The sequence below is a fragment of the Gordonia terrae genome (assembly GCF_051789125.1).
GTDB classification, from domain to species: domain Bacteria; phylum Actinomycetota; class Actinomycetes; order Mycobacteriales; family Mycobacteriaceae; genus Gordonia; species Gordonia terrae_A.
Genome location: NZ_CP196526.1, coordinates 3,530,262 through 3,542,589, shown reverse-complemented (window position 1 = coordinate 3,542,589; position 12,328 = coordinate 3,530,262). Strand labels below are relative to the sequence as shown.

Genomic DNA, 12,328 nt, shown 5'->3' with positions numbered 1-12,328 from the left:
TCAGAGACCCAGAGCCGCTTTGGCGAGGATGTTTCGTTGAATTTCGTTGCTGCCGGCGTAGATCGATCCCGCACGGTCGTTGAAGTAGTGCAGCGGCGCGACGGCCTGCCACGGCTCGCCGCTGACATAGCCGTCGGTGGGCGGCGTGTACTGGAAGATCGGTCCGCCCGGCCGGGTCGCGTGGGGCTGGAAGACGCGCCCGTGGGGACCGGAGGCCTCCAGGCTCAGCGTGGTGATCTCCTGGCTCAGCTCGGTGCCCAGGATCTTCAGCATCGACGCGATCGATCCCGGGTCCTTGCCGGAACTCATCGCGGCCAGGGCACGGTATTCGAGCACCTCGAGGATCTTCGCGCGGATCTGGATGTCGGTGAGCTTGGCGGCGAACGCGGGGTCCTCCGACAGCGGTCCGCCGTTCGGGGCGGTCACCGACGCCGCGTCGCGACCGAGTTGCTCGGCCATCACCTGCAGGGCCGGCGCCGCGGCGCCTCCGCCACGCTCGAACACGAGCAGGTACTTGGCGACGGTCCAGCCGTCGTCGATCTTGCCGAGCACGTTCTTCTTGGGGACGCGGACACCGTCGAAGAACACCTGAGCCTGCACCTGCTCGCCGGACGCGAAAACCAGGTTCTGCACCTCGATGCCCGGTGAGTTCATGTCGATGAGGACGAAGGTGATGCCCTGCTGCTTGCGCTCCTGGCGTGACGTCCGCACCAGGCAGAAGATCCAGTTGGCCTCCGAGGCGTGTGTCGTCCAGATCTTCGACCCGGTGACGACGAGGTCGTCCCCGTCGTCGACCGCTGCCATCGACAGGGACGCGAGGTCGGACCCGGACTCCGGCTCGGAATAGCCCTGGCAGAAGAAGACGCTGCCGTCGAGGATGCCCGGCAGGAAGAAGTTCTTCTGCTCGTCGGTCCCGAACGCCATGATCGCGTGCGACACCATCCGGATGCCCATGGGCGACAGCGACGGTGCTCCGGCGAGGATCGACTCACGGCTGAAGATGTAGTGCTGGGACTGCGACCAGTCGCAACCGCCGTACTCCACCGGCCACGCCGGCGCCGCCCAACCGCGCTCGTGCAGGATGGCCTGCCACGTCATCGAGGCCTCGTGGTCGGAGTAGACGCTGGTGCGCAGCGTGCCCGCCGCGCGTAGGTCGGGGGTCAGTTTCTCGTCGAGGAACGCGCGGACCTCGTCGCGAAACGCGGCGTCGTCCGGAGACCAGTTCATGTCCATGAGCGGTGCGCAACCTATCTGTAAACGGTTGTGGTCAGATGGGGGTCGAAAGGGAATCTACCCAATGATCGGCCCGGAGCGTAGCCCGCCTCATGATTCGGGTTCGGGTGTGACGTCCGCCGCCGATCGTGGGTCGATATCCGGCGCTGTTGCGTCGGCGGTGTCCGCGGGAGCGAGGGCGCCGTCGTCGGGGGTGTCATCGCCCGGCGGGTCCGGCTCGTCGGGGCGACTGCCGGAGGACAGCAGCACGTCCGCCCACCGGGTCGCGGGGTCGATGTCGATGAGCAGGGCCTTGGCGAGCAGGGTGAGGGGGACCGCGAGGATCGCACCCAGCGGTCCGATCGCCCAGGCCCAGAAGAGCAGGGACAAGAACGTCAGAGTCGTCGACAAACCGACCGCGTCACCGACGAACTTCGGCTGGATGACCGATTGGATGACGACGTTGATGGCGCTGTAGACGACGATGACGATGAGCATCGTGGTCGGCCCGCCGTCGAGGAGGCCCAGCAGCGCGGGTGGGACGAGGCCGATGATGAAGCCGACGTTCGGGATGTAGTTGGTGATGAACGACAGCAGTCCCCACAGGATGGGCAGTGGGATGGACAGGAGCGCGAGGGCCACGCTGTCGAGCACGGCGACGATGAGGCCGAAGACCGTCGACACCCACAGATAGCTACGCGTCCCCTGCGAGAAGGAGCGGAACGCCGACGCGATGTCGGGACGCATCCGGTCCAGGACGTTCATCCGGTCGTCGAAGCCGACCGAGTCCGCGGCCATGAACAGCAACAGGGCGAGGACGAGCACGAGTGCCGAGGCGACGCCGAACGTGCTGGCCAGCACGTCGGTCACCGCGCCGACGACCTTGCTGGTGTCGACGTGGGAGATCATGTCCTGCACCTTGTCGTGGCTGACGCCGTGACTGGTGAGGAAATTCTGGAAGCTGGTGACGAGGTCGTCGAACTTGTCGTCGTACTGCGGCAGGATCGACGCCAGGCGCGCGACGGAGAAGACCAGCGCCGCGAACAGTCCGATGAGGATCCCGTAGACCAGGAGCACGGTCGTGACGAAGGCCGCCCACCGCGGAAAGCCCCTCTTGCGCAACCAGGTCGGGACCGGCTGCACGGCGACGGTGAGCATCAGCGCGAGGAACACCGGGCCGGCCAGCGACGCCACCGACTTGATGCCGGCGATGGCGACGACGAGGCCGGCGATGGTGAGGAGAACGATGGTGCCCCGCGGCAGTGTCCAATCGGGCGGGTCGACGCGGTAGGCGGGTTGCGGCGGAGTGCGCTTCTGGGTCTTGGTGCTGCTCTCCCCACTGCGTCCGGACATGCTGTGCCGCCTTTCTGGACACGACTGAATCGTCGAAACAGCGGCCCCCCGACACGCGAACGCGCGGAGTGGCCACCGTCGAGTCTTCAGGATCCGGCGACCATCCGCGCGATTTCGACGAGCTTCAGTGCCCCGTCCACTTGGGCGTCCGCTTCATCACGAACGCCATGATCCCCTCCAGGGTGTCGCCGCTGATGATGAGCGAGTCGAGCACCGAGGCGCTGGCATGGACCGCGTCGACGGTGTCGGTGATGGCGTCGGACTGCTCCATGGTGGCGATCGACGCGCGCACCGAGGTGGGCGAGGCGGCCAGGATCTCCTCGGCCACACCGCGGGCGGTCTCGAGAACCTTTCCGGCGGGGGCGATTCGGCTCACCAGTCCCGCGGCGACGGCTTCGGCGGCGGAGATGCGGCGTCCGGTCAGGATCATGTCGCGGGCCAACGCCGGCGGAACCATACGCGGCAGGCGCACCAGACCGCCTGCGGCGGCGGCCAATCCGACCTTCACCTCGGGCAGGCCGAAGGATGCGTCCTCGTCGGCCACGACGACGTGACACGCCATCGCGATCTCGCAACCGCCGCCGAGGGCGAAACCGTTGACCGCGGCGATGACCGGCTTGGGCAGGTTCCGTCGCGACGTCAGCCCCGCGAATCCGTTCTTGGGCACCGAGAGCGCGGCCGGGCTCGCGGTGGCGGCGAGATCGTTGCCGGCCGAGAAAGCCTTGTCGCCCTTGCCCGTCAGGATCGCGACCCAGAGTTCGGGGTCGGCGAAGTAGGCGTCGAAGATCGAGTCGAGTTCGGCGTTCGCGGCCGGGTTGAGGGCATTGCGGGCGTCGGGACGGTTGATGGTCACCTCGAGGAGGTGGCCGTCCCGCCTGATCTCCACGTGCTCATAGGAGTCGCGGAACGCGGGTGCGGTGACCGGATATTTTGCGGCCATTGCCGCGCCGGTGAGTTTCACCCGATTGCCCTTGTCGAACGACCGCACCACGATGGGCGTGCCGGCCGGGTCGTCTGAGGTGAGGAGCAGGTCGAAGAACTCGTCGTCGTCGGAGTCGAGGTTGGCGACGAACCGGGCGCCGAGGCCGTCCTTCGCGTCCGGATCGACGAGTCGAGCGATGACCACACCGGTGCGGCGGCCGTTCTTCTGCGGGATGACGGTATAGGTCTCGAGGACGGCGGCGCCGTCGGCGTCGGCGATCGTGGGGACGGTGGGCACCGCATCGAGGGCCGCCTGCACCTCCGCGCTGGTGTCGGGACGCCATGGCGCGGGCGTCGTCGAATAGACCCCGGCCGCATGCTTGCTCAGGACTCCGCCGTTGGCGACGACGAGGCCGAAGTCGCCGGGGGATTGCCGTACGCGCGCGACGATCTCGGCGATCGCGTGCATCGAGTAGTTGTTCCCGGGGCCGCCGAAGAAGGGGAGGCCGCCGGTGACCGTGAGGCCGCGCGGATCATCGGGTGCGATGCCGAGACCGTCGAGGACGTTGAACACGGCGATCGGGAAACAGCTGTAGATGTCGAGGACGGCGATGTCGTCGAGTCCGATCCCGGCGACCTGCAGCGCGTGCCGGACCGCGGCCGGCGCGGCGGGCGCGGCGCCGAGGTCGGGTCGCGCCAGAGCCGTGCGTTCGACCGTCGCGGCATGACCGTGCAGGAACACCCATCGTGAGGGATCGATGCCGGCGGCCTGCGCCGCACGCACCGACATCACGACGACCGCCGCGGCCTGGTTGACCTGATCGCGCGCCACGATGTAGCGCGTGAACGGGTCGGCGACCACCCGGTTCTCCGGTGTGGCGGTGACGAGTTCAGCGGCACCGCGAGCGGTGGGCGCGGCCGAATGCGGGTTGGCCGCGGCGACGTCGGTGAACGGTGCGAACAGCTCGCCCATCGTGGCGATGTAGGCGTCGCGACCGAGCCCGGAATCGTGCCGGCGGGCGTTCTCCAGCAACGCGTACTGCGGGAGCACCGACGCCAGTCCGTGGCGCATCTCGGCAACCGAGATGATGCCTTTGAGTCCGAACCCGCGGTCTTCGAGCTGGCCGCCGACCTCCTCGGCGAAGCTCGGACGCGAATCCTCCGGCTGGGACATGAGATGACGGACGGTCGACATGACCTCGACGCCGAAGATGAGTGCGGCCTCCGACTCGCCCGCGGCGATGGTGCCGGCGAGCTCGGTCAGCATCGTCTGCGGGCTCTGCCCACCGGTCACGGCCTGGATGGCACGGCGTGGATCGACGCCCACCCGGTTGCCGACGGCGCGGGGCATGTTGTCCGGGCGCCCCAGGGGCGAGGACGACAGCGGGCTGGAGATCTCGAAGGAGCGGATGGCGGCGATCGTGTCGATCGTCGTCGCGACCTCGGCTCCGGTGTCGGCGAATGCGGCGGTGACCGCGCGCGCCGCGAGATCGGCCTCACCGAGCGCCTCGTAGCCCGGATCGGTCAAGCGCTCCGACGCCTGGCCGACGCCGACGACGACGGGAGTGTTCGGATCGATATCAACGGGCGTTGTTGGCATACCCAATACAAATACACACTTGGGTGTCCGACGTCTCATCGGAGGTGCCCCGGGCGCCCCGCCAGTGTGCGGTGCCGCGTGCCCGACCGTGGGTGTTGCGTTCAGCCCGGTTTCAATCGTGGCCGCGGATTCGGCGGCCGAGCAGACTGTCGGCCGAGCAGCCCGCGACCGAAAGGACCATCGATGACGTCCACCCTGCCCGGCACCCGCACGGCCCCCGGCACCGCCGACGAGAAACTCGACGAGGTGTTCGCCCCGATCTTCGCGCGTATCGCCGAGGACGCCGTCCGGCGAGAGGACGACCGACGCCTGGCGCACGAGGAGGTGCCCTGGTTGCGCGACGCCGGATTCGGCGCCCTGCGCGTGCCGGTGGAACTCGGCGGATACGGCGCGTCGATTCGTCAACTCTTCCGGTTGCTGATCGACCTGGCCGCGGCCGAGTCCAATCTTCCCCAGGCCCTGCGCGTGCACTGGTCCTTCGTCGAGGACCAGCTCGCGGCCCTGCCGGACGAGGGTGCGCAGGGGTGGTTGCGGAAGGTCGGCGAAGGCACGCTCGTGGGCAACGCGATCACCGAGCCGGGCGTCGGCGCCATCGACCGCTACCAGACCCGTCTGACGCCCGACGCCGAGACCGACGGTGCCTACCGGCTCGACGGCACCAAGTACTACAGCACCGGCAGCCTCTACGCCGATCACATCCTCGTCGCCGCCGACCGCGACGGTGAGCGTGTGTCGGTCCTCGTCGACGCCACCGCCGAGGGCGTCACCCAGCACGACGACTGGGACGGATTCGGGCAGCGCCTGACCGCCAGCGGTACCACCGAGTTCGCCGGCGTGCGCGTGCCCGCCGATCGCATTCTCGGCCCGGGTTACGGCGGCGAGGGGCGGACCTATGCGACGTCGTACCTACAGCTGGTGCAGCTGGCGGTGCTCGCCGGAATCGCGTCCCGCGCGACCGACGACGTCGTCGGCTGGGTGCGGGACCGGACCCGCACGTTCACCCATTCGACCGCCGATCTGCCCCGGCACGATCCGCTCGTGCAGCAGGTGATCGGCCGGCTGTCGGCGGCCGCGTACGCCGCGCGAACCCTCGTCCTCGACATCGCCGATGAGCTCGACGAGCTCGCATCGGCCGGCTGGGAAGACGAACAGCTGCTGGACCGGGTGGAATTCGACGTGGCGCGAGCCCAGGCCGCGATCATCCCGAGCGTCCTCGACGCGACGACACAGCTGTTCGAGGTGGGCGGTGCGTCGATCACCTCCGAACGCCTGCGGTTCGATCGTCACTGGCGCAATGCCCGGGTGATCTCGGTCCACAATCCACTGATCTTCAAGCTGCAGGCCGTCGGCGATCACGTGCTCAACGGCACCGACCTGCCCTATGCCTGGAGCGCCGGCCAGAAGTAAGGCGAGCCGCGTCGTTACGCTGGCGGCCATGCACCGGATGGCCGCTGCGGATGCGGTGTCGTACTGGATGTCGCAACGCATCCCGAACGACCAGTTGCTGGTGTACTGCTTTGCCGCGCCGCACAGTTCGATCGAGAACTGTGCGGCGCGCCTCCGGCTCCGTGCCGCGTCCGTCGACGATCTGTGCCTCCGGATACGAGATGTCCCGGGCACAGCCGACCGCCCGTACTGGGAATCCGTCCTTCCCGCCGACGACCAGATCCGCGCGGACCCCACACGCCGGACCTGGTCGTCGTGCCTCTCGCAGATCGCCGGACTCATCTCGCAACCGCTCGATCCGACCCGAGAAGCGTGGCGGGCGCATCTGTTCGGTCCCGTCGTCGACGGCCCGGGCTCCGCGGGCGCGGCCTACGTCGTCGTCGTGCAGATCTGCCACGCACTGGGCGACGGGCGTCGCGCGTCACAGATCGTGCGCGAATGGTTCACGGCTCCCGCAACGCCACGACGACGAGTGGCCGTGACGCGGTCGCCCCATCGCGAGCTGCTGGTCGACGCCGGGACGGTCCTCGGCGGAGTGTTTCGATTCCCCGGCGAATTCGCCACGACCGCACGGCGAGGGCTCCGCGCGGCGCGCCTCGCCTCGGCGTCGGCGCCGCCGACGTCGGGTTACGCACCGACCCGGCTGAACACCCCGCCCGGACCGCGGCGGACGCTGCGGGTCCTGGTGCTCGACCGAGATGTGCTCACCGGCCGCGGTCATCCGGTCACGGTCGCGGTTCTCACCGCGATCTCGGTGGCGCTCCCGGAATACCTCGGAGAGACCGGACGGCGTCTCGGCGTCGAGCTGACGATCGGACGGTCGGGAGAAGCCCAGGCCCGCAATCATTTCCGCAACGCGGGTGTGGATCTTCACGTCGGCGTCGACGACCTGGACGAGCGTGCGCGGCTCATCGGCGCCGACGTCACCGCCGCCCGCACGTCCGAGACGGACCCACTGCGCGTCGCACAGCGTCGGGCGTCGGAGTCGACGCCCGCGATCCTGACCCGATGGGGGATCGGAACTGTCGATCTCGACACACCGCCCGAGACGGTCACCGGCGTCACGGTGGTCTCGTCGGTGGACCGTGGTCCTGCCGACCTCGACCTCGACGGTGGCGAGATCCTGTTCACGACAGGATTTCCCGCTCTGTCAGCCGCTCAGGGGCTGACTCACGGTGTGCACGGGATCGGCGACCGGATCGCCGTCTCGGTGACCACGAGTCCCGACGTGATGGACGATGTGGACCGGTACGTGGAGCTGCTCGCGCGGGCGTTGGCGTCCGGGGGTTGAGGTTCGGTCCGATACGCCGCTTCAGCCGGTCTGGCACCTCGGAGACCTTCGATGATCCGCCTCTGCGCGGCCGGCGGGGGTCCGCCGACCCGCCACCGAATCCGACCCGCTCGGAACAAAACCGAAACGGATGTGGCTGGAGCTCGTCCCTGGGATCGGTAGACGCAGGGTCGACGAAAATGGACGCACGGTCGACGAAAATGGACGCACGGTCAACGAAAATCGACGCACGGTCGAGGGTTTCGCGTTTGCGGACCGGAGAAAACCCTCGATGCGGGCACGTTCCGCGCCGACACACGCGGAAGCCGTTCGGTGGATCGTGGCTACGCCTGCGGGTACCCGTTCGAGTCGGAGGGGGTGGCATCCCCGTTGCCGTTGCCGCCCGACCCCTTCGGCGGACGGGTGAGCCGCTTGGGAAGTCGTTCGGCGAGGCCGCCGAGAGGCGCGACCGTCTGATTGAGCAATTCCACGGTCTCGGCCAACTCGTGCACCGTGTCCTGCATCGCGAGCAGGTTCGGCGCGAGCTGGCCGATGACCTCGGTCAGCTCGGTGATCCGGTCCAGCGGACCGCCGGGTGCGATGGCCCGTTCGACGGCGCCGTCCTCACCGACGAGTTGATCGAGCAGCCCGCCGTCCGCGGCGAGCCGGTCGAGGATGCCCCCGGCCGCGGTGACCTTCTCCAGCACGCCGTCCGGTGCCGTCAGCTTGTCGACGATCCCGCCCTCGGAGGTGAGACGCTCGAGGATGCCCTCGTTCTCGGTGAACTGATCGACGACGCCGCCCGCGCGGGTCAACCGGTCCAGGGGGCCGTCCTTGGCGGTGAGACGGATCAGAATGCCGCGTTCGTCGGCCATCTGATCGAGGAGCCCGCCTTTGGCGGTGAGCTTCTCGAGCGGGCCGTCGGATGCGGTCAAACGGTCGATGACGCCACCCGGGTTCAGCAACCGTTCCAGCGGACCGCCGTTGGCGAGGATGCGCCCGAACGGCCGGTCGGGCCCGAGTAGCTCCGACAACTGGTTGAGGAGGGCGAGCGGCGTGCGGGCACTGCCCAACTCGTCGGCGTCGACCCCGACGGCCAGCGCGAGCTCGTGCTGGACGCTGCTGGCGGTGACCCGAGCGATGGTGACGGCCGATTCGGCTGCACTCAGCACCACGCCGGTGACGGCGAATCCGACCCGGAACGGCATCTCGACGAGAGCACGACCGGGATCGAGTGCGGCCTGCCGCCGCTCGACGTCGCGTCGACCGGGGACGGGGCGGTCGGGGAGAGACCGATCCGGAAGGGACTCCATGGTGTTCGACCCTAGGCCAACAGGTGTGCAATCGGGGTGAGGGTTGCGGGATTCCGACGGGCGGTGTCGCTCCTAGTCGTCGGTGCCGGGCGTCTGCGCGGCCTTGGCAGCCTTCGCCGCCTTCTTGAAGTCGCGCACCTTCTGCAGGGAGTGCGGATCGGTCACGTCGGCGACCGACCGGAAACCCTTCTTGCTGTAGTCGCCGGCCACCTTGGTCCAGCCCGACGGTTTGACGTCGAGTTGTTTGGCCACGAGTGCCACGAAGATCTTGGCTTTCTGCTCTCCGAAACCCGGCAGCGCGCGGAGCCGGGCCATCAGGTCGGCGCCGCTGGACGCCTCGGTCCAGATCCGTGAGGCGTCCCCGCCGTACTCGTCCGCCACGACCTTCGCGAGGGCCTGAACCCGTCCCGCCATCGACCGCCCGTAGCGGTGGATCGCCGGGGGAGTGGCGCACAGATCGGCGAACGACTCGGGATCTGCGTCGGCGATCTCGACGGGGTCCATCGTGCCGAAACGGTCGCGGATCTTCGCCGGGCCGGCGAAGGCGCGTTCCATCGGGAACTGCTGGTCGAGGAGCATCCCCGTCAGGAGTGCGAACGAATCGCTGGAGAGGAGTTCGTCGGCCGCGGCGTCCTGGGCGATCTGGATCTTCGGCATGGATCGATTCTGGCAGACGGCGCGCACGCAGGCTCTAGACTGCCCCCATGGTCAGCGGGGAGAACGGCAGGCGCCGCGGTGCGCGCAACGCAGTGGTGTCGATGGCGACGGTGGTGGGAGTCGTGCTGGGACTGGCCGCATCCCTGATCGGCGTCGGCGGTGCGGCGGCCGCCCCCGTCGACGACGGAGCGAACTACGTCACCACGCTGCGGTGCGACAGCGTGAACCCGTGGCCGGCCGGGACGGTGAAGGTCCGCGTCGACGTCTTCAACCAGATCCGGCACCCCGCCGACGGCCTGCCCGGGCCCGTCATCTCACTCATCGGCACCGACCGGGCTCGCCCGGTGGCACTGGAATACACCTACGAGGTGTCGGTCTCGTGGCGCAATCTCCGCACCGGACGGACCGGTGTCACGACGGTTCCGGGCCGCGGGCTCACGGTCAAGTGGCAGGTCGATCTGCACCCGGGCAGCGGACCGGTGGTGTTCACCATCCGGCAGAAGCTCGGCGCCCTGGCCTTCTTCCCCATGACCAACCCGCAGTATTCGACGTGCCGAGGCCGCGCGGTCGCGTGAGCGACCGGTCCGCGAGCCCGCCGATCAGCAGGTACTGCGCGGCGAAGTAGCTGGCGAGCACCCAGGTCTCACCGGCCACCCGAAGGCGCGGATCGGTCACCAGGTGCCGTCGGTTGATGATGGCGAGGTCCGACAGGAGAAAGGCCCATCCGCCCGCGCGCATCCGCGGTTGTGGTCCGGGCATGTCCGACGCCAGTGCCGACATCGTCGCCAGCGTGTTGCCGTAGGTGCTGAGAGTGGGGAGCAGGTTCGGGCGGTGCCGTGCCAGAACGGTGGCCGACTCGCCGAGCAGGCCGAGCCGGGGTAGCAGGGTACGCGCCGACGGCCGGGCGCCGGCACGCCACATCGCGGTGGCGAAACTCAGCTGCGCACCTGCGAACAGCGTTGCACCCCAACGGAGATATCGATCCTTGGCGACCGGGTCATCGTGGGTGAACTCCTCGCACAGCATCAACCGGTCACCGGCCGCCGAGAATCCGATGACGGCCGCCAGCGCGACGTTGTCGGCGACGCTGCGGTGACGGGCGTCCGCCGCGACCCGTCCCGCCAACAACACCATCGGCAACGGTTTGGTCAGGGCCGCCGCGCGGCGCGAGGTCGACGACCCGCTGACCGTCGCGACCGCAGCTGCGGTCGCATACGCGATCCGAAACGCGCGACTCACCGCAGAACACGCGCGACGAAGCCGCGGATGTCCGTGTCGGACAGGCGCTTCGAGTGTGCGCCGTCGAGGGTCAGGTACGTGCGTGCGGACACCTTCGAGTCACCGGCGCGCGCGTCGTTGAGGTACTTGAGGGTCAGCGGCACGACCACCGAGGTGTCCTGGAGGGTCTGGGTCATCAGGACGGGTCGCTCGAACCCGCCGGTCGGCAGTTCGGTGGCCTTGGTCAACAGTCCCGTGAGTTCGGTGTTGCCCGAGAGCGGCTTGGTGAACAGCGAGCCGATCGCGAGTCCGTCGGCCTCGCGGGTCAATTCGGTCACGCAGGTCGACGCTGCCTTGGTGAGCCACTTCTTGCCCGCGTCGGACAGGTAGGCGTTCATGTCGAGGTCCGGCTTGGCATTCCGGATGGCGCTCAGGGTGTACAGCGCGTCGGCCGCCAGTCCGGAGGGCACCGTCGTCGACGTCGGGCCCAGATTCGCCACCAGCGAACCGAATTCGGCGGGGATGGAGCTCGCCGCGGCGCCCTTGAAGTCGAGTTTGCCGCCCTGGATGCCCGGGGCGAGGCGGGCCAGCGTGATGGCGGCGGCCGCGCCCTGACCCTCGCCGACGACGGCCCAGGAACGAGACAGGTCGTCGGCGATGTCGCGGGATGCCCGCACGGCGTCGACGATGTTGCGGGCGGTGGCCTCGAGGTCGTAGTACTGCGGTGTGCCGGGTGTCCCCACACCGGCATAGTCGGTGCTGACGACGGCGTAGCCGCGGTCGAGCCAGCGGCGCAGCTCCTCGGTGTCCTCGGCGATGGGGCGTGAGGACGGCGCACACTTGTCGGCGATCCCGCGTGATCCGTGCGCCCACGCGACGATCGGCCACCCGCCCGCCGGTGCTCGCCCGGCCGGCACCATCAGCACCCCGGAGGACAGATGCGCCTTGTCGTCGGCGCCGGTGCTCCAGTAGGTGAAGTCGTTGCCCGAGGCGGCTCCGGCCACCATGCGTCCCCGCGGCAGGTCGCGATTGGCGTAGACCGCACCCGGCGTCTGACCGGGGCCGCGCGTGTCGACGGTGCCCGCATTGTCGTCGGCGGGCGCGCCGGAGTCCTCCGTGGCGGAACCTTCAGGGGTGCCGGGGGTTGCCGGGCTCGACGTCGTGGGGCTCATGGGCGCCGGTTCGGCGGCCGCCGGGGCGGCTGCTCCGAATGCGAGGGCCGGGGCCACCGCCATCGTCAGGGCCGCGGCGAACGCGACCGTGCGGGCGAGGGGGGCGCTCCGTGGTTTCGAAGTCGTGCCGTGCGGGTTCATGTCGTACCAGTTCTGCTCAGGGTGT

10 protein-coding genes are annotated in these 12,328 nt (G+C 69.1%); 3 read left to right on the top strand and 7 right to left on the bottom strand.

Features of this window, described 5'->3' with window-relative positions:
• From ACSUZC_RS16095 to ACSUZC_RS16085, 3 genes are all read right to left on the bottom strand, one after another.
• Positions 1-1,233 (bottom strand): acyl-CoA dehydrogenase family protein, encoded by a 1,233-nt coding sequence (locus ACSUZC_RS16095; RefSeq protein WP_439029508.1) that lies wholly within the window; start codon positions 1,231-1,233, stop codon positions 1-3.
• A gap of 90 nt (positions 1,234-1,323) precedes the next feature.
• Positions 1,324-2,565, bottom strand: a complete 1,242-nt coding sequence (locus ACSUZC_RS16090; protein ID WP_439029507.1) for an AI-2E family transporter — start codon at positions 2,563-2,565, stop codon at positions 1,324-1,326.
• A gap of 124 nt (positions 2,566-2,689) precedes the next feature.
• Entirely contained in the window at positions 2,690-5,086 is a 2,397-nt protein-coding gene (locus ACSUZC_RS16085) for an acetyl-CoA acetyltransferase (protein WP_439029506.1), read from the bottom strand.
• A gap of 183 nt (positions 5,087-5,269) precedes the next feature.
• Here ACSUZC_RS16085 and ACSUZC_RS16080 point away from each other — a divergent pair, with 183 nt between their 5' ends.
• Positions 5,270-6,493 carry an acyl-CoA dehydrogenase family protein gene (locus ACSUZC_RS16080; RefSeq protein ID WP_439029505.1) on the top strand — a complete coding sequence of 408 codons (1,224 nt, stop codon included), beginning with the start codon at positions 5,270-5,272 and terminating at the stop codon, positions 6,491-6,493.
• A 28-nt stretch (positions 6,494-6,521) separates the two neighbouring features.
• Positions 6,522-7,823, top strand: a complete 1,302-nt coding sequence (locus ACSUZC_RS16075; protein WP_439029504.1) for a wax ester/triacylglycerol synthase domain-containing protein — start codon at positions 6,522-6,524, stop codon at positions 7,821-7,823.
• Positions 7,824-8,146: 323 nt separating this feature from the next.
• On the opposite strand, the gene ACSUZC_RS16070 is transcribed toward ACSUZC_RS16075, so the two are convergent.
• Positions 8,147-9,115, bottom strand: coding sequence for a hypothetical protein (locus ACSUZC_RS16070; protein WP_439029503.1), 969 nt, complete (start codon positions 9,113-9,115; stop codon positions 8,147-8,149).
• Between the two features lie 72 nt (positions 9,116-9,187).
• Positions 9,188-9,772, bottom strand: a complete 585-nt coding sequence (locus ACSUZC_RS16065; RefSeq protein ID WP_439029502.1) for an HhH-GPD-type base excision DNA repair protein — start codon at positions 9,770-9,772, stop codon at positions 9,188-9,190.
• 47 nt (positions 9,773-9,819) lie between these two features.
• Between ACSUZC_RS16065 and ACSUZC_RS16060 the strand changes: the two genes are divergently transcribed.
• Entirely contained in the window at positions 9,820-10,347 is a 528-nt protein-coding gene (locus ACSUZC_RS16060; protein WP_439029501.1) for a hypothetical protein, read from the top strand.
• Here the strand turns inward: ACSUZC_RS16060 and ACSUZC_RS16055 are convergent.
• Together ACSUZC_RS16055 and ACSUZC_RS16050 are read right to left on the bottom strand one after the other, a co-directional pair.
• On the bottom strand, positions 10,259-11,011 hold the full coding sequence (locus ACSUZC_RS16055; protein WP_439029500.1) for a lysoplasmalogenase family protein: 753 nt from the start codon (positions 11,009-11,011) through the stop codon (positions 10,259-10,261). The genes ACSUZC_RS16060 and ACSUZC_RS16055 overlap by 89 nt on opposite strands.
• Positions 11,008-12,303, bottom strand: a complete 1,296-nt coding sequence (locus ACSUZC_RS16050; RefSeq protein ID WP_439029499.1) for an alpha/beta hydrolase family protein — start codon at positions 12,301-12,303, stop codon at positions 11,008-11,010. The genes ACSUZC_RS16055 and ACSUZC_RS16050 overlap by 4 nt, the downstream gene beginning before the upstream one ends.
• Positions 12,304-12,328: the final 25 nt, after the last annotated feature.